This is a genomic window from Clostridium bowmanii, from assembly GCF_018861315.1.
In the GTDB taxonomy this organism is placed as follows: Bacteria; Bacillota; Clostridia; order Clostridiales; family Clostridiaceae; genus Clostridium_AD; species Clostridium_AD bowmanii.
This window is the reverse complement of sequence record NZ_JAHLDL010000002.1, coordinates 13,010-30,361: the sequence shown is the minus strand read 5'-3', so window position 1 is coordinate 30,361 and position 17,352 is coordinate 13,010. Positions and strand designations below refer to the sequence as shown.

At 31.2% G+C, this 17,352-nt stretch carries 17 protein-coding genes; 4 read left to right on the top strand and 13 right to left on the bottom strand.

Features of this window, described 5'->3' with window-relative positions:
* Positions 1-5 precede the first annotated feature (5 nt).
* The 3 genes from KPL51_RS01395 to KPL51_RS01385 all read right to left on the bottom strand — a co-directional run bounded on the left by KPL51_RS01395 (position 6) and on the right by KPL51_RS01385 (position 4,168).
* Complete coding sequence (locus KPL51_RS01395; protein ID WP_216156247.1) at positions 6-863, bottom strand: alpha/beta fold hydrolase; 858 nt, start codon at positions 861-863, stop codon at positions 6-8.
* Between the two features lie 818 nt (positions 864-1,681).
* Positions 1,682-1,843, bottom strand: coding sequence for a hypothetical protein (locus KPL51_RS01390; RefSeq protein WP_216156244.1), 162 nt, complete (start codon positions 1,841-1,843; stop codon positions 1,682-1,684).
* A 291-nt stretch (positions 1,844-2,134) separates the two neighbouring features.
* Positions 2,135-4,168 carry an alkaline phosphatase gene (locus KPL51_RS01385; RefSeq protein ID WP_216156241.1) on the bottom strand — a complete coding sequence of 678 codons (2,034 nt, stop codon included), beginning with the start codon at positions 4,166-4,168 and terminating at the stop codon, positions 2,135-2,137.
* A gap of 414 nt (positions 4,169-4,582) precedes the next feature.
* Between KPL51_RS01385 and KPL51_RS01380 the strand changes: the two genes are divergently transcribed.
* Both KPL51_RS01380 and KPL51_RS01375 read left to right on the top strand, forming a co-directional pair.
* Positions 4,583-4,729 (top strand): hypothetical protein, encoded by a 147-nt coding sequence (locus KPL51_RS01380; RefSeq protein WP_216156238.1) that lies wholly within the window; start codon positions 4,583-4,585, stop codon positions 4,727-4,729.
* The gene (locus tag KPL51_RS01375) at positions 4,730-5,350 is read left to right on the top strand and encodes a hypothetical protein (RefSeq protein WP_216156235.1); all 621 of its coding nucleotides are present in this window, start codon (positions 4,730-4,732) and stop codon (positions 5,348-5,350) included. It begins immediately after the preceding gene.
* Here the strand turns inward: KPL51_RS01375 and KPL51_RS23850 are convergent.
* Complete coding sequence (locus KPL51_RS23850; RefSeq protein ID WP_216156232.1) at positions 5,320-5,676, bottom strand: CHASE4 domain-containing protein; 357 nt, start codon at positions 5,674-5,676, stop codon at positions 5,320-5,322. The genes KPL51_RS01375 and KPL51_RS23850 overlap by 31 nt on opposite strands.
* Before the next feature lie 220 nt (positions 5,677-5,896).
* Positions 5,897-7,675, bottom strand: a complete 1,779-nt coding sequence (locus KPL51_RS01365) for a methyl-accepting chemotaxis protein (protein ID WP_216156229.1) — start codon at positions 7,673-7,675, stop codon at positions 5,897-5,899.
* A gap of 342 nt (positions 7,676-8,017) precedes the next feature.
* On the opposite strand from KPL51_RS01365, the gene KPL51_RS01360 reads away from it, so the two are divergent.
* On the top strand, positions 8,018-8,383 hold the full coding sequence (locus tag KPL51_RS01360) for a VOC family protein (RefSeq protein WP_216156226.1): 366 nt from the start codon (positions 8,018-8,020) through the stop codon (positions 8,381-8,383).
* Between the two features lie 144 nt (positions 8,384-8,527).
* Here the strand turns inward: KPL51_RS01360 and KPL51_RS01355 are convergent, their stop codons facing one another.
* The 3 genes from KPL51_RS01355 to KPL51_RS01345 form a co-directional block, all read right to left on the bottom strand.
* Positions 8,528-8,683, bottom strand: a complete 156-nt coding sequence (locus KPL51_RS01355) for a small, acid-soluble spore protein, alpha/beta type (RefSeq protein WP_216156222.1) — start codon at positions 8,681-8,683, stop codon at positions 8,528-8,530.
* A 325-nt stretch (positions 8,684-9,008) separates the two neighbouring features.
* Positions 9,009-9,866: an SDR family oxidoreductase gene (locus KPL51_RS01350; protein WP_216156219.1), complete on the bottom strand. Its 858-nt coding sequence runs from the start codon at positions 9,864-9,866 to the stop codon at positions 9,009-9,011.
* Entirely contained in the window at positions 9,867-10,289 is a 423-nt protein-coding gene (locus KPL51_RS01345; protein WP_216156216.1) for a MarR family winged helix-turn-helix transcriptional regulator, read from the bottom strand. It abuts the gene before it with no gap.
* Positions 10,290-10,625: 336 nt separating this feature from the next.
* Between KPL51_RS01345 and KPL51_RS01340 the strand changes: the two genes are divergently transcribed.
* Positions 10,626-12,392: a bifunctional diguanylate cyclase/phosphodiesterase gene (locus KPL51_RS01340; RefSeq protein ID WP_216156213.1), complete on the top strand. Its 1,767-nt coding sequence runs from the start codon at positions 10,626-10,628 to the stop codon at positions 12,390-12,392.
* Between the two features lie 108 nt (positions 12,393-12,500).
* On the opposite strand, the gene KPL51_RS01335 is transcribed toward KPL51_RS01340, so the two are convergent.
* The 5 genes from KPL51_RS01335 to KPL51_RS01315 all read right to left on the bottom strand — a co-directional run bounded on the left by KPL51_RS01335 (position 12,501) and on the right by KPL51_RS01315 (position 17,347).
* The gene (locus KPL51_RS01335) at positions 12,501-13,013 is read right to left on the bottom strand and encodes a hypothetical protein (RefSeq protein ID WP_216156210.1); all 513 of its coding nucleotides are present in this window, start codon (positions 13,011-13,013) and stop codon (positions 12,501-12,503) included.
* Between the two features lie 85 nt (positions 13,014-13,098).
* Entirely contained in the window at positions 13,099-13,917 is an 819-nt protein-coding gene (locus tag KPL51_RS01330; protein ID WP_216156207.1) for a PrsW family intramembrane metalloprotease, read from the bottom strand.
* A gap of 432 nt (positions 13,918-14,349) precedes the next feature.
* Positions 14,350-14,562, bottom strand: a complete 213-nt coding sequence (locus KPL51_RS01325; protein ID WP_216156205.1) for a heavy-metal-associated domain-containing protein — start codon at positions 14,560-14,562, stop codon at positions 14,350-14,352.
* A gap of 46 nt (positions 14,563-14,608) precedes the next feature.
* Positions 14,609-17,059, bottom strand: coding sequence for a heavy metal translocating P-type ATPase (locus tag KPL51_RS01320; RefSeq protein WP_216156202.1), 2,451 nt, complete (start codon positions 17,057-17,059; stop codon positions 14,609-14,611).
* An 18-nt stretch (positions 17,060-17,077) separates the two neighbouring features.
* Positions 17,078-17,347, bottom strand: a complete 270-nt coding sequence (locus KPL51_RS01315; RefSeq protein WP_216156199.1) for a metal-sensing transcriptional repressor — start codon at positions 17,345-17,347, stop codon at positions 17,078-17,080.
* Positions 17,348-17,352: the final 5 nt, after the last annotated feature.

The window sequence follows — 17,352 nt, the reverse complement described above, 5'->3', positions numbered from 1 at the left end:
ATTATTTATATTTTTTTGTAAAATTCAACTACTGTTTTTGATATATCTTTATATTTTTTATGATGGATATAGTGACCACAATCACTATAAACAATTTTATTTTTAACATTAAAATAACTCTCTAAATCACTTTGAACATTTTCCCAATTTTCAGATACACCATTTATAGAACTAAAACTGATTAAATCAATTTCTGTGGGTTTTATACCCAATTCAATTTTTCTTCCATTTGTATTCATCATATCAAGTTCTCTTATCATCTCATCATTTCCAGAATTTTTATTTGCCATCCGTATTTTTATATCCTGAATTTTTTTTGGTAATCCTTCTATATCCACAAAAAACTTATTAGCTAAATATGTATTAGACATCTTTTTCATAAAATATGAAGTAATGAAGCCATTAATTAACTTACTACTTACTTTTTGTAAATTACTCATTTTAAAATTTTTAGCATATATTGGACTAATTCCATCAATTGTCGCTACAAACATAACCTCATTTGGATATAGTTGTGAAAATCTTATTATCTCAAGTGATCCCATTGAATGCCCAATAAATATATATGGTGGTTTAATTAATGCTTTTTTTAAAAGAGTTCTCAATTGCTTTACAACAATATCTATATCTCTTATCAAATTTGTAGCTTCACTAAACCCATATCCTGGTCTTTCATAAATGCATGTACTAATATTTTTAGATAATTCGCCTAGAAGTTGATAAAAATCTGCATATGGTGAAGTAGTTCCACTTCCTGAAATAAGAATTATAGTTGCTACACTCTTTTTATTTACTAAATATAAATGCATTTTACATCCATCAATTTCATATATATTTCCAGGGTATGTTATTTTTGCTTTCATTGTAATATCTTCCTCCTAATTGTGGCTTATTTATAATTTTATTTTACAAGCTCATTCTAAAAATCAAATTACCTATGTTAATATCATTACTTCTCATTCCATAAACACTCTAGTTTCACTTTCTTATTCATATCGTTTATCTACTCCATTATTGTTTTATAAAACTATGTTATTAAGTTGTAAAACTCGTATTTTATACAACTAATTATACTTTATACTTTAACTTTTAATTTTCAATTAAATTATGGTTAAGTTTAAGTTAATTTAGCAAATTATGTAGTATTTTCTTAGTTTATGTTATTAATTGAATTAAAATATATTTTTTTATATGAATTTTGTGAAATTAATTTAGTATAATATTATACAGTTTTTAAATCGGTTGAATTTTTGCAGTAAATCTTTTTCACCCATAAGTATTTCCATCTCATTTGTTGGTTTAATAAATAATTTGCCGGTGGTTGTGCGAATTTTCAGCATTAAAATCTACCCGCATATGCTTCCATATTTTACAATAGGGGCGCACCGGCAACCTATACAATAGATAGAGTAGATAATTCATCCAGAAGAGTTATATCTTCAAGAGTTATATCTTCAAGTGTTATAACCGTTAAAATGCCTAAAACAGAAACTGGAAGTTTATGTTTGCTATAACTGGACTAAAACCTTAGGACCATTAATAACTCATTTTTTTCGTGGACCACCGTAAATTGTTAGATATAGACTCATTTTTAAAAAAAAGAAAAGGATTACACAAAATAGTGTAATCCTTTTCTTTTTATTTATGGGTATCTGTGACTTATATAAATAGGTAATATCTCTTATTTGTCGCTTAAAGCTTTTTTAAGGGCTTTAATTTCATCTTGGTGCATTTGCTTACTTTTGCTATCTCTTTTCTTATCATCTATAGGTAATAGGCTCTGTAATGCTTTAATTTGTCGCTTTATTTCGTCTTTATCTTTTGGAATTTCTAATTTTGACATTTATTTGACCTCCTTTAAATAACCTTTTATATATCTATTCTGCATTTAAAAGAGGTTTCCTTCTAAATAGTTATTTTTTATTAGATAAATATAAATTACTATACTTCAAACTCTTTCATATACAACTTTTCCATCCTCTATAGCTTTTAATATGTTCTTTCCTTTTCTTCATAGATACTATTGCTACTACTAGGAAAATAGCTAGTAAACACTAAGTTTTACTAGCTACCCATTTAATATATTATATCCAACCTGGCACCTTTTAAAAATTGGAAGGGGATTTTTACCTTACTAAAATTTTATATAACTTTTAAAAGTATATCCTTGAGATTTTCCATATTTGATTTTATACCAACCTCCCTCTTCTCCAATTATTGTAACGGAAGTATTATATTTTAGTAATCCTACTTTAGAAGATTCTGAGGTATTTGAACTTCTAACATTTAAACCTGATTTTGCAGTTACAACTCCAGTCTTTACAGGTGAGGATTTAATTACAGGTTTTATAGGTTTTATAGGTTTTATAGGTTTTATAGGTTTTATAGGTTTTATAGGTTTTATAGGTTTTACAGGTTTTACTTCTTTAACTATACTTTCCACTACTTTGCCAGCATTAACGTATTCTTTGAATTTTGTTAATACATCTTCTGGTATGTAAATATCTTTTTCATTATAAGTCTTGCCATCTTTAGTAATTAAAACAATTACTCCATTGAAGTTAACTTTTGTTCCATCAAATGTTCCCTTATCAGTAAATCCATTAAGCTTTAAAATATGTCCAGATTTACTTACATTTACTACTGGATTATCCACATCAGAAGCATCTATAGAAATAGTTGCACCTAACTTATCAAATTCCGTTTTTGCATTTCCGAATAATTTATCTGTAGTTAGAGCTAAGTCTAAACCTGTTACTTTTTCTAAATATTTAGCAACATCTGTATTTTCTACAAGCCCAGTTAGTTTTTCAATGCCTAAAGGAGCATAGCAATATAATCCCACATCACCAGCTGTATGATTGTTGCTTGTCCAAGCTATACCTACTCTTTTACTTATAACAGATGATAGGTTTCCTGCTTGAATTTCTGTGATTTCTTCTTTTGTTAGATCTTCAAAACTAAAGTATTCTTTTACTTCTGTCTTTATAGTATTTTCATCTTTACCTTTTAACTCAGAGCCTATTAAGGCGCTAGATGCTTTAGCTTTAGTCAATTTCATAATTGTATCTTCAAAAGTAACAGACGAATATGATTTACCAATGTCCTCACCAAGACCCACCATACCAAGAGTACCACCACCAGTACTGTGGTCTGAAGCAGATATTACAACAGTATTTCCGTCCTTTTTAGCAAAATCCATAGCTGCTTTTACTGCTTTATCATAAGCTACCGTTTCACTAACAATTTGTGATGGGTCATTTGCATGTCCTGCCCAATCTATTTGACTTCCTTCTACCATTAGAAAGAATCCATCTTTATCTTTTGATAATACATTTATAGCTTTATTGGTCATTTCCTGTAGAGTTGGCTCTTCTGGAGTTAATCTTTCTCTATCTATATCAGGAGACATAGCTTGTGGTGCAAAGATACCCCATAATTTAGAAGATTTTGTTGAAGTGAGCTCATTTTTGTTAGTTACATAATCGTAGCCCATATTTTTTAATTCTTTTCTTAGGTCAATACCGTCTTTTCTATATTGGGTTTTGCCATCTGCTGATCGAGCTTCTGAACTTAATTGCCTATCTCCACCACCTAATACTACATCAAATTTTCCATAAACCATTTGTTTCATTATAGAGTTATACTGATTTCTATTTGCAACATGAGATGCGTAATCAGCTGGAGTAGCGTGCATAGCTTCACAAGTAACTACCATACCAGTTGCTTTATCGGCTTCTCTAGCAGCCTCGAGTAAAGTTGATTTAGGTATATTCCCATCTTTTGTGCTCAAAACTCCAACATGCTTATCTTCAGATTTAAACCCAGTAGAATAAGCAGTTCCACCTGGAGCAGAGTCAGTAATAGGACCATCTTGCCAATAAGTTTTTACAAGGCCCGTCAATATAGAATCCATGTTTAAAGAATCATTTCCTGGAATGCCATCTTTTTTTAAATCATAATATAACCGTGCAAGGGTAACTGCTTCTACACTAGTTCCATCCGGTATCATCATTATTACGTTTTTAGCTTTTTTTACTGTATTTACTTCTTTGGCATAAGCAGTGTTTGAAAATTCTTTTATTGGTTGAAAAATACCTACTGAAAATTGGCCCGCCATTAATGCTGTACATATTAGTATTGCAATTTTCTTTTTAGATTTAACCATTAAAAAATCCCTCCTTGTATTTAGTTCTTGTATTAAATTGTAACAACTTGGAATTATGGGTAAGTTACGATTATATTAAGTTATTGTTAATTAACACACTTTGAAATTTGATAATTGAAAAAGATCTATTGGCAAACAATTAAGATGTCCAGAAAGTTACCACATACAGTCAAATGGGACTAGAAAAGTACTAGTTTTAAAGTGTCTAGAAACGTACGGTAAGTTGTATAATGAAATGACCGAAGAGTAACAAAAAAATAAAGACTCAAGAGAAATACTCTTGTATAATGTTAAGTGACTAAACCAACATATACGGGAGGATTTCACATGAGCCAATTAAATTTTATCACAGAGAACAGAAAAGGTAAACACCTAACCTACGAGGAACGCATAAAGTTAGAGACACTATACAAAATGGGGCTAAACTCAAGTCACATAGCAGAGCAATTAGGAGGGCATTCAGAACGTACAATAAGGCCGGCATATAACAATACCAAAGGAACAAGCATATCAGAAAGGCCTGCAGCGGTAGCTTCGCGTGATGAGATAGGGCACTGGTAAATGGACACCGTAGTATGGAAACAGGGTACAAAGACTGTCTTGATGGTATTAAGTGAAAGAGTAACCCGTAAGGAGTTGGCCTTTAAAATACCATCTAAATCGCAGGTTGCCGTCGTGAAGGTATTGGACAAATTGGAGCGGAAAATGGGAATGTTATTCTCAGAAACATTTAAAACAATCACCTGTGATAACGGCTGTGAGAACCTTGATTTTGAGGGTATTGAGAACTCAGTAAGGAATAAACGAAAGAGAACTAAAGTGTATTATGCTCATCGCTATAGTACCTTAGTAAAAATTACTTTGCCAAGAAATATGTTTAAGAATGCTCAAGAAACTGTAAATTTTTATCTTCTAGTTATAACAATGGTTTCAGTGTTCTTTTCAATAGGTATTCTAGCATTAATGCACATACTTGTTGTCAAAAAAATTAGCACTATAAAATCAATAATTGAAAATGTTCATAGTACTAACGACTTATCAGCAGTTATTATGTTAAAAGGAAACCATGAAATTTCGAAACTTGGATGTAAATTTAACGATATGTTTCATAGATTACAAAAATCTGATGAAACTATAGTTACACTTGCATATTATGACACTCTTACAGGTCTTCCAAACTGAAAAAAATTTCCAAGGTCTATTCTTGCTCTTACCATAGATGTTGTATCATCAAAATTACTTTTTATATAATCATTATTTCTATCCTCTAAGTATTTATAGGTTTCATCCCATCTTGCATAGTCTACATTCATAGCATTCAAATTAGAAAGCTCCCATTGAATATAATTAAGCACAACGTTAGTTGTTGTATGAGTATTATCAATTTCAGTATTGACGAAGTTTTTTAGTAGATATGCTTTTGAAAATATGTAAAGAAATAATACTAGAATTAAATTTGCTACTAATACTATTCTGAATAACTTCATAGAAATTTTAATATTTATCACCCTCAAAATATTGTACTATGATATTTTGTAATTGCACATAATAACACAAACTCTATGTATATCGGTATTTTTAACCTTTCTTGTGCCTACTATTGTGAATATATAGTTTTTTACGAAAAAATAGCTAGTAAAAACACTTTGTTTTACTAGCTATTCATTTAATAAATCATTTGTCCAGCTTGGCATATTTCTATTTTTGCTACAGTATTCGTAGTTCCTGCTAAATTTTAAATTTACTTATTAGCTTTTCAAGTTTGTATGATATATCTCTAAGTTCTTCACTAGTAGTAGATATACTCTCCATACTTTCAAGTTGTTCATCCATAGACGCTGAAACTTCTTCTGTAGCAGCTGCAGATTCTTCTGATACTGCTGAAATAGATTCAAATGCCAGTACAATTTTACTCTTATCTGCATCTACTTTTGAAACATTCTCAGTTAATTCACCTATCCTAACTAAAGTATTATCAATGGAGTCTTCTATAATTGCAAAGGAATTGTCTGTTTCCTTTAAAGCATCTTCTACTTCTTGGACAATATGGTTTCCAATATTCATGCTGCTATTTGCTTTATCAATCTCCTTTTGAATTTCTTGTATTACATCACCTATTTCCTTGGTTGAAACAGCGGTTTGTTCTGCAAGTTTTCTTATTTCATCTGCTACTACAGCAAATCCTCTTCCGGATTCTCCAGCTCTAGCTGCTTCTATAGCTGCATTTAATGCCAAAAGGTTTGTCTGTGCAGCTATTGCTTGAATAGAGCTTACAATTTCCCCAATGGAGGTTGATTTTGTTGAAAGAATATCAATATTTCTTGAGACTTCCTGTGAGGCTTCATTATTTTTTTCAAGTTTCATTTTTAATACCTTAAAAGTATTCTTACTACTTTGATTTACTGTTTTAACCTCCTCTGATAAAATTTTCACTTGCGATGAGCTTGCTACAGCGATATCTATTTCATCTGCTAAGCTAGATAAATTTTCAGATATTTCCTGAGAATCACTTGCTTGTGATACAGAACCTTTAGCTAGCTCCTCTACAGTTTGAGTAACAGCTTTAATTGAAACAACTGTGTCTCCTGTAGCTTTAGACAATTGATCCGTAAATCTTATTATTTCATTTGAATCACTTTTAATAAGTACAGTAATATCTCTAAGGTCCTTTCTTAGATTATTTACAGCTCTTCCTATCTGTCCAGTTTCATCCTTATAACAATTAATTTGATCTGTTAGTTTTTCATCTATAATTAAATCAAGATTCGCAGTTTTGTCTACAAGTTCTGTGATAAGTAAAATGGGTTTAGTTATCCTTTTACTAAAAAACCATGCAAAAGCTGCAGAAACGACTATAAGAAATATATTAATAGCAATAAGTGAAATTAAACTTTCAGTAAATTTTTTATTAAGTTCAGTCTCTTTTGCAACTACCACATTATCAATATCGTTAACATAATTACCTGTACCAATAATCCATTTAAAAGGTTTAAATTCTAAGCTATAACCTCTTTTAGGAAGAGGTACACTTTCACCCTTTTTAGGAAACCAATAATCAGTAAATCCGCCATCTTCTTTCATACCATTTGCAATAATATCCTTTATCAAAAATTTACCCTTTGCATCCACAGTATTAAATCTATTTGTTCCTTCTGTGGGTGTGCCGTTTAAAACAATATTAATACCTTCTTCCGTATCTGCCCAAAAATAGCCGTTCTTACCGTATTTCAATCCTCTTAATTGATCTTCACCAATCTTTTTAGCTTGTTCAAGTGTAATTTCGTTTTTTTCAAGCCTCTTATTTATGCCCTCAAGCATTGAAACTGCATTTTGAACTTGATACTTAATTTGTGCGTCAAAGTTATCTCTCATAATCTTTTCTGTACTTGATACCATAGACTTATTTGTGTTAAAATTTTGTATAATTACATATGTTCCTATGCATAATGATGTAAAAATCACAATAGACACAGCCATTAATATTATCTTCGTACTAATTTTTTTCATAATTATCCCCCCATAACGTAATTGAAGTTAAAATTTGCATGTTTCTTGAGTATCTTTTAATTTAAACAAAACATATTACCTTGTCACTTATTTATCGACACATTTCATACAAACTTAATATTATCATGTAACTAAATGTATAATAATATTAAACATCACTATATGCAAAAGGAAAAAAGCAATTCAGGCTTGCAACATTTCTTAGCATTTTTATAGTATAATAATAGTAAACAATTGTAATTCAGAAAAGAGAAATTAATCATGGAAGAAAAACAAATTTAAAAAAAGGAAATTAATATTTGCTATGCGTAATATAATATAATAATAAAAGGAAAGATTTTTATGGGTTTTTGTTGGAGTACCGTAATGGTTAATAATATGGAGGAATCTTTAAAGTTTTATGAGGATATAGTTGGGCTAACTATAGATAGAAGGTTTAAGGCAGGTCCTAAAATGGAAATAGCATTTCTAGGCGACGGAGAAACGAAGCTTGAGTTAGTACATAATAGTGATCTGAATGAAGTAACCTTAGGTAAAGATATTTCATTAGGATTTCAATTTAATTCAGTGGATGAGATGATGACCTTGGTTAAAGAAAAAGGAATAGAAATTCAAAGTGGTCCATTTCAGCCAAATCCAAATATAAAGTATTTTTTTATTTTAGATCCAAATGGGTTAAAGATTCAGATTGTAGAAAAAAGCAGCTAGATTTATTAGGAAACCATATAATAGTGTTTTTAGATATACAGAGGAAAGAAAAATATAAATTTAATATATAAATAAGCATAAGTTTAAACCATCTGCTTCTTATTTTTATAAGGGAGATGTCTTATTGCATCTCCCTTATAAAATCTAGGAATATTTATTTTTAACTTTTGCATTTTTTTTAGAATGTATAGAAAATCCTATTTCACTCGCAGCTTCTACCTTCATTTCAGCTAATTGTTTTTTTGTGTTTTGACCAAGTTTTTTACTTTCTTGATTGTTTTTTTTGTCTATATGCGCCATTGTAGGATCCTCCTTTATTAAAAAAATTTGCCTTTTAAAAATTGATATTCCAATATTAATATAACCAAAGCTATGGAATGTATGTGAAAGAAGTTTATTTATAAATACTTTACATTTTTTTCATTGTTTCGACATAATTATATGTTATCATTTACTTATAGGTTAATAAGTTATTAAATTGATAGATTAATTAAAGCGAAGTCCCCCTTTACTTTAATAATAAAGGCTGTGAAGTTATACTTCACAGCCTTTTCTTTATTCTAGCAAATTCGCTTACTCATAAAAACACCCGGGGGACATGAATAAATTGTAAATGCTGGCCCCTTCACTTAATAAAAGCACTAATATTTTCCTTTGCAAATTCCTCAAAGGTTTTTGGCTGTTTTCCTGTGAGATTAAAAAACTCATTTGTTATCGCTTTTGCTGTACCCATTCTAGTCATAAAATAAAGTGCCACAGTAATGTTTACATATCCTTTATCAAATCCACGTTTTTTAATATAGTAATTTCTATATTTTAAAAACCCAGGCCTAGCATAAGCTATTTTTCTGCCCGTTAAATTACTTAAAATCTCTGCAACTTGATAGTAGTCTAATGCTTCTGGTCCGGTAATAGTGTGTTCTGTATTTTTGTATTTTTCTGGTTCATGTAACACAGTTGCTATTGCCAGTCCAATGTCAGCAACATCTATAAAACTGGTCTTACTTTTCCCAGCTGGTATAAATATTTTATCTTTCTCTTTAATTTCTTCGGAATGTATCCCTGAAACATTTTGCATAAAAAACCCCGGGCGAATATGCGCAAATGGAATACCCAATTCTTCAATGTACTTTTCAATTTTATGATGTGGCGGAATTTTGTTCTTTTCAATGCCCATTAAGGATAAAAAAGACAAAAGCTTTATAGAATGTTTTTTAGCTGTTTCTATAAAAGGATATAAATCTTCGGGTTTACCCAAATGTGGCGGCCTCATTAAAAATATCCTATCAACACTATCCAGTGCTTTTTCAAATGTTTCCGGTCTTGTAAAATCAAACTCAGCAAATTTGATTTTATCACCAAAAATCTTTTGAAGCTTTTTTATATCTGTTCCAGCTGCAACAACATCCTCACCCATTTTTAATAATTCCTTCACTACATAACTTCCTACATTACCTGATGCTCCAGTAACAAGTATTTTCATTTATTTCACCTCATCTAATATGCCATTAGCAATTTGTATTAACTCAATAAATTGATTAAATCTATTTTCTCCCATTTTTTCTTTAAGTAATTCGATGAATTTGAAATATTCAACAAAAGTAGATTCAACAAGACTATTACCCTTTTCAGTAATTTCAAGAGTATAACTTCTTTTATCAATTACAGATGGTTTTTTTGTCAAATAGTAATGTTTAACTAGTGCATTTATCATTGAAGTCACCGATGGTTTTGCAATTTTAAAAAATTGGCTGATCATCAATGGTGTTACAGGGACGCTTTGCTTTTGTGTGAAAATTAGTACCCCCATCTCGCTTGGTCTTATAGGTATATCTCTTTTTGTGTTCATTTGGAACCGGCAAAACATACCTACTGCATCCGCACTATTTATAATATTAATCTCCATTTAACCCTCCACATAGTTAGCCTGTCTAACTATATGATATATCTACATTGTTAGTTTGTCAATTACATATCAGTCATAATTGAGATTTTCCTGCAGTATTTTTAACAGCAGTCACCCACCCAGCAGTACGATTCACCGCACTGCTTTGACTACGGTTTTTCTGTTGCAACTTTTAAATATTTTACCTTTATGGATAGAATAAGAGATATTAAGATTAGGAGTCTTTCAATAATATACGTTGTAATAAAATACAAAATAGCTTATTATTAGGTCGCAAATACAAATCAAGGCTGAATCCCTTGCTCGTTTAAATAAATGTGAAGGAGATATAATCATATGGATTATTCTAAATATACCTATGAAGCGCTAATTGATAGAATAACTGATTTTGAGATGATTAATAATGAACTTTTAAAAGAAAAAGAACAGGAAAGTAGGCTCGATTTTGCCTGGTCTAGAAATTTAGGGCACTGGTATTTCAATTTGAAAACTAATTCTGTTTCTTTTAATAAGTTAAAGGTAACTACATTAGGTTATAGGATGGAAGATATACCAGAAAAAATAACTTATCAATTTTTTACAGATAAAATACATCCAGAGGACTACCAGAATACGATGAATGCCATGATCCTTCATATACAAGGCAAAGCTAGTACTTACGAGACTCAGTATCGCATCCAAGCTAAGGATAAAAGCTGGAAGTGGTTTTATGATCGAGGTAAGATAACACAACGAGGTATTGATGGAAAACCTGAATTTATAGCTGGAATAATTTTTGACATAACAGCTAGGAAAGAGCAGGAGCTCAAATTAAAGGAGGAAAACAAAAATCTTATATATACTGATGAATTAACCAATGGTGCAAATAAAAACTCCTTTAAACTACATGCTGAAAAGCTCATTAAAGATGATGCAAATCAATATGTTTTTATCGTACTGGATATTGATAATTTTAAATTAATTAATGACCTTTTTGGTCATGAACAGGGTGATTCTCTATTAAAGCATATGGCATACGTATTATCCCAACAGATCAATCAAGACGAGGTTTTCGCACGTATTACAGACGATAAGTTCTTTCTTCTCCTTGAATACTCAGATAAAAATAAACTAGAAAGCAGATTTAACAAAATAAACGAAGAAATTTCAAGTTTTGAGTTTTTAACTAATTTTAATATAGTTATATGTTCAGGTATTTTTGTAATCAATAATACTGATATGACATTGGATACTATGAGTGACCGAGCAATCCTTGCGGTTAATATGATTAAGGGAGGCTACACCAGTGCATATTCTTTCTATGATGATAATATACGCAACAAAATAATTATGGAAAGTAGTATTGAAAACGAAATGCATGAAGCTTTAAAAAATGGAGATTTTAAGGTGTTTTTGCAACCAAAATATGATTTTAAATCAGAAAAAATTGCAGGTGCGGAGGCATTGATTCGCTGGCAACACCCCCAAAAATGGATTGTAATGCCAGACAACTTTATTCCTCTTTTCGAGAAAAATGGCTTCGTTACTAAAATTGATATGTATGTTTTTGAAGAAATATGTAAATTACAAAAGGAATGGGCATTGGAAGGCCTCAAACCTCTTGTTGTATCTATAAATCAGTCAAGACTTCATCTTAATAATCCAGCATATGTAGATACTTTGAAATCTATTTTTGATAAATATAATATTCAGCCCGAAGTCATAGAACTCGAGCTTACAGAAAGTGTATTTTCCAATAATATAGATATTGTACTTGATGTCACAAGAAGACTTCACAATATTGGCTTTAGAATATCAATTGATGATTTTGGTTCAGGATACTCATCATTAAATGTGTTAAAAGATATTTTTATAGATGTCATAAAGCTCGATCGTGAATTTTTAAAAGATACCTTAAATACTGCCCGCGGAAAAATAATTATTAAAAGCATTATTGCAATGTCAAAGGAATTAGAAATAGAGACAGTAGCAGAGGGTGTTGAAACAAAGGATCACGTAGAGTTTTTACGTGAAATTGGTTGTGATTTAGCACAAGGCTACTATTATGCAAAGCCGATGCCAGTGTCATATTTTAAGGATTTATTAAAAGAGGATGCTCTTTAGTTTTCAACCAAAGTAAATTCAACAAATTTATTACACTTTTCAGTAAAATTAAAAGACTAGAGTATTAAACTCTAGTTCCTTAAACCTGTTTTATAAAATTATAAATACTTACTTATTACTTCGAATATTTTTCATAGCTTCTTGAATTTTGAGGTTTATAGTATTAGCTTGTGCTTGAGTGATTACTTTACTTTTCACTAATGAGCTTATCCTTTTAATAATAGGTGTTGTATCAGGTGCTGTTACTGTATTAGGTGTCGTTACTGCATCAGGTGTCATTGCAGTATTAGGTGTCGTTACTGTATTAGGTGTCATTACAGTATTAGGTGTCGGTACTGTATTGGGTGTCATTACTGTATTAGGTGTCATATTGCTTGTTATTGCTGAAAGCACTTTACTTGACTGGGTCTTTGTTATTGTCTTTGCAGTAACTAACTCTTTAAGGGTCTTAGAATAAAGTTCCCTCATAGCTGTTGAATTAGATTGATTAGGTTTTATAGTGTTATTCATTTGTTGTTTCGTAACTACATTTGGTATTTTTGTACTATTACTACAACCAGAAAATACTATAATAGTCATACTGACACTAATTAATATTGAAGCAATTTTTGTATTTTTCATTTTTTCACCATCCTCACATGTAATTTTATTTTATTACTTTACTACTTTATGATTAGGATAAATTGACGAAAATATACTAACAATATTAATTCCCTGCTAATCGTTCTCGCGCCTGTTTTTTTGCTTTAAACCACAACATAATCAATATAAGTATGCCAAGAACACCAATGATGCACTGTCCGATAAAAATAACAGTTGTGGAAGATGTAAACAATCCAATTACTGAAGGCATTCCATTCCAAAGTCCATGTAGCAAAACCACCGTAACATATGCTCCAATAACCCTTAAATTTAATGTAAATTTTCTCGCGGCACTTTCTCTTAAAAGTACAGCTGCTAAAATAGCTGTCCAAGTACCATGCCCTAGTGGAGATAATATCCCTCTAAGTAGTGTTATATAAACAGTAGATGATAAACTTCCACCACTATTTAAAAACGTAGTAAAGGCATAGCCTGAACTCTCTAATGCTGCAAATCCCATTCCCGCGGCTGCTCCAATAATTAACCCATCTAGCTGAAGGTCATGGTTTCTATTTCTGAAAATAACTAGTACTCCAACGATTTTTGCAAATTCTTCAATTATACCTACAAATATAGCTGTTGAAAATTCTAAGTTATGGATAAAAATTGGTTCAAGCATTGCTGAAGCAAACACTCCTAAAAACCCACCATAAAAGAAACCTGCAAGTGTCATAGGCATACTTACATTGCTCAAATTTCTTTTTTGATATAAAAAAGCCACGTAGATAACTGGTATAAGGAAGTTGCCCAGCATCACTATTGATGGAAATAAATTTGGATTTTGCGTTAATACCAAAACTTCTAAGCCTACTATGTATATTATTAACCCTTTTATTAATAATCTCCACCATTTATAACGTTTTCTACTTGTCGTTTTTTCCATATTTTTTATATTCCTTTCCGTGAACCTCCCATCACTAAGGTGACGGTCTTTATTATTAATGATTGAGTTTAGTTGTCTTGAAAAAAATTTAGCCTTATATATATTGTTCTCAAATTTTTTTAAATTATTAATTAAAGACTCCCGTGGGGGCATGAACAAATTAAATAAATTGCAAACATAATATTTTAGAAAACTATATCGTGACCAACCAAGGTACCTGTGACTTGGTAAAAGCAGTAAATAATTTCAGTCTAATGGACACATAATATAAAAGTATGTAATTATCATTTATTTAAGTATACATAGACTATATTTCTTCATTAATTTCCAACTTCCTCTATACAGAGTAACATTATGTGAATAAATAAAAGGTCCAAGTAATACATTACGTATAATACTTGAACCTTTTAATATTTAAGTTTTATATTTTACCTAAGCTATTTCTATTTTTACAACCTCATATCCTGCCTCATCAATAGCCACTTTAATGGCTTCGTCTGTAATACCGTCGCTCATTTCAGCTGTAGCAAGCTTTTTATCAAGATTTACCTCTATACCTTTTCCTCCAATGTCCTTTAAGGCCTCGCTAACATGATTTGAGCAATGTCCACAGCTCATACCTTCGATGTATATTTTCTTTTTCATTTTTATTTCCCCTTTCAAAACTAATTTTCTCTTATAAAGAGAAACTTTATCTTAATGGCTTAAAGCCTTTTAATCGTAATGCGTTTGTTAAAACTGAAACTGAACTAAAACTCATTGCCAAAGCTGCAATGATAGGATTTAGAAGTGGACCTCCAAATAAGTGTAGCACTCCCATTGCAATAGGTATTCCTAATATATTGTACCCAAAAGCCCAAAATAAATTTTGCTTAATATTTGTAATAGTTTTCTTACTTAACTGTAACGCTGTAGGTACATCCATTAAATCACTTCTCATTAGCACTATATCTGCTGATTCCATTGCTACATCTGTACCTGATCCTATAGCTATGCCAATATCTGCTTGAGCTAGTGCTGGTGCGTCATTAATTCCATCCCCAACCATAGCAACTTTTTTACCTTCAGCTTGAAGTTTCTTAACTTCATTTGCTTTATCCTCTGGCAGAACTTCTGCCAGTACTATATCAATACCAACTTGCGTCGCAATAGCTGCCGCAGTCCTCTTATTGTCACCAGTGATCATAGCGACTTCTATTCCCATGCTATGAAGTCTTTCTATTGCCTTTTTACTGTTTTCTTTAACAGTGTCAGCAACTGCAATGATTCCACTTAGCTTATTTTCTATAGCGATATACATAGGAGTTTTGCCTTCTTCAGCAAGTTTATTTGAAACCACTTCTAATGTATCCAAGGATATTTTACGGTCGCACATAAGCTTTCTATTTCCTAATACTATTTTATTACCATCTATACTAACTTCTATTCCATAACCAGGTATGGCTTTAAAATTTTCTACTTTCTTAACCTCTAAGGATTTCTCTTCTGCTCCCTTAACTATAGCCTCACCTAATGGATGCTCAGAGCCTTTTTCAGCTGATGCAGCTATTTGGAGCAAATAATTCTGAGAAGTACCCTCTACCGTAACTATATCAGTTACCTTTGGTTTCCCTTCAGTAAGTGTTCCAGTTTTATCAAATACTATAGTTTGAATCTTGTGTGCAGTTTCCAGAGCTACACCGCTTTTTATAAGTACCCCATATTCTGCACCTTTTCCGGTCCCAACCATTATTGCTGTAGGTGTTGCTAGACCAAGAGCACAAGGACATGCTATTACAAGCACTGAAATGAATATTGTTAATGAAAATACTACGGATTGGCCAGCAAGTAGCCAAGCTATTGATGAAACTAAGGCAAGCCCTATAACCACAGGTACAAAATAACTTGAAATAACATCTGCCATATTTGCTATTGGAGCTTTTGATCCTTGTGCATTTTCAACTAATGTTATTATTTGTGCAAGGGCCGTATCTTTACCAACTTTAGTTGCTTTAAATTTAATAGAACCATTTTTATTTATACTTGCACCAATTATTTTATGGCCAATACTTTTTTCTACTGGCATACTCTCACCAGTAAGCATTGATTCATCTACAGATGTAGTTCCTTCTACCACTGCACCATCTACAGGCATTTTTTCACCTGGTTTAACTACTACTATGTCCCCAACTTCTACTTCATCAATTGAAATCTCAACTTCTTGATTCTCTCTTATTATAATTGCGGTTTTAGGTACAAGTCCCATGAGTTTTTTAATTGCCTCAGAAGTTTTTCCTTTAGTTACCGTTTCTAAATACTTTCCAAGAGTTACAAGGGTTAAAATTATACCTGCAGATTCAAAATACATCTCATATCCAGTGTTGCCAATCAATGTTTCATATACTGCAAATATACTATATAAAAATGCAGCAGATGCTCCCATTGATATTAATGAATCCATATTGGGACTTAATCTAAATAGTGATTTAAATCCAACTATAAAATATTTTCTACCTGTATACAATATTGGTAGAACAAGCGCTAATTGTAGAAGCGCATAAACTTTCATATGCATCATTGGATCAATAACTTCAGGCAACATAATATTAAGTTTTAAAGCAATCATTGGTACCATAGCAACTAATAACAATGGAACTCCAAAAATTGCAGATATCAGAAATCTGTTCCATAGAGCCTTTATTTCTTTTTCCTTTTTTTCTTTATCCATATCTACGTTGCTTTCATCCTCAAGAGCCTTATATCCAGCTTTTTCTATTGCCTTCTTTATGTCCGATGTTCTTATTAATGATGGTTCAAAAGAAATAGTTAGTTTTTCAGTAGCAAAATTCACATTTGCCTCTATTACACCTGATAATTTTTTAGAAACTCTCTCTATATTCTTTGCACATGCCGCGCAGGTCATGCCCTCTAGCTTTAGTGTTTTATTAGTAGTTTGAACTGCTATTTTATACCCAGCTTTTTCAACTGCACTTTGTATATCCTCTAATTTTATCAATGCATCATCATAATTTATATTTAATTTTTCTGTAGCAAAATTTACACTTGCCTCTTCGACGCCAGGTAATTTTTTTGAAACTCTTTCTATTGTTCTTGCACAGGCCGCACAGGTCATGCCTTCTATTTTAAGTGCCTTATTTGCCATATTAAGTTCCTCCTTATATTATTTATTGCCAATTAATTTAGCAAGTAGATCAATTATTTCATCAACTTTATCCTCGCCCGTATTATTCATAAATGCGTCTTTTACGCAATGATTAAGATGCTGTTTTAAAATTAACATATTCGCTTTTTTAAGTAGAGATTGTACCGCAATTATTTGATTTGATACATCTATGCAATACCGACCTTCATTCATCATTTTTATTATTCCCTCAATTTGTCCTTTTGATGTTTTAAGGGATTGAATTGCTAGCTCTTGCTCTTTATTCAATTAAA

What these genes read in the sequence shown, in the direction of transcription:
- KPL51_RS01395 (WP_216156247.1), bottom strand. Translation starts at nt 863, where the DNA reads ATGAAAGCAAAAATAACATACCCTGGAAATATATATGAAATTGATGGA.
- KPL51_RS01390 (WP_216156244.1), bottom strand. Translation starts at nt 1,843, where the DNA reads ATGTCAAAATTAGAAATTCCAAAAGATAAAGACGAAATAAAGCGACAA.
- KPL51_RS01385 (WP_216156241.1), bottom strand. Translation starts at nt 4,168, where the DNA reads ATGGTTAAATCTAAAAAGAAAATTGCAATACTAATATGTACAGCATTA.
- KPL51_RS01380 (WP_216156238.1), top strand. Translation starts at nt 4,583, where the DNA reads ATGGGGCTAAACTCAAGTCACATAGCAGAGCAATTAGGAGGGCATTCA.
- KPL51_RS01375 (WP_216156235.1), top strand. Translation starts at nt 4,730, where the DNA reads ATGGACACCGTAGTATGGAAACAGGGTACAAAGACTGTCTTGATGGTA.
- KPL51_RS01365 (WP_216156229.1), bottom strand. Translation starts at nt 7,675, where the DNA reads ATGAAAAAAATTAGTACGAAGATAATATTAATGGCTGTGTCTATTGTG.
- KPL51_RS01360 (WP_216156226.1), top strand. Translation starts at nt 8,018, where the DNA reads ATGGGTTTTTGTTGGAGTACCGTAATGGTTAATAATATGGAGGAATCT.
- KPL51_RS01355 (WP_216156222.1), bottom strand. Translation starts at nt 8,683, where the DNA reads ATGGCGCATATAGACAAAAAAAACAATCAAGAAAGTAAAAAACTTGGT.
- KPL51_RS01350 (WP_216156219.1), bottom strand. Translation starts at nt 9,866, where the DNA reads ATGAAAATACTTGTTACTGGAGCATCAGGTAATGTAGGAAGTTATGTA.
- KPL51_RS01345 (WP_216156216.1), bottom strand. Translation starts at nt 10,289, where the DNA reads ATGGAGATTAATATTATAAATAGTGCGGATGCAGTAGGTATGTTTTGC.
- KPL51_RS01340 (WP_216156213.1), top strand. Translation starts at nt 10,626, where the DNA reads ATGGATTATTCTAAATATACCTATGAAGCGCTAATTGATAGAATAACT.
- KPL51_RS01335 (WP_216156210.1), bottom strand. Translation starts at nt 13,013, where the DNA reads ATGAAAAATACAAAAATTGCTTCAATATTAATTAGTGTCAGTATGACT.
- KPL51_RS01330 (WP_216156207.1), bottom strand. Translation starts at nt 13,917, where the DNA reads ATGGAAAAAACGACAAGTAGAAAACGTTATAAATGGTGGAGATTATTA.
- KPL51_RS01325 (WP_216156205.1), bottom strand. Translation starts at nt 14,562, where the DNA reads ATGAAAAAGAAAATATACATCGAAGGTATGAGCTGTGGACATTGCTCA.
- KPL51_RS01320 (WP_216156202.1), bottom strand. Translation starts at nt 17,059, where the DNA reads ATGGCAAATAAGGCACTTAAAATAGAAGGCATGACCTGTGCGGCCTGT.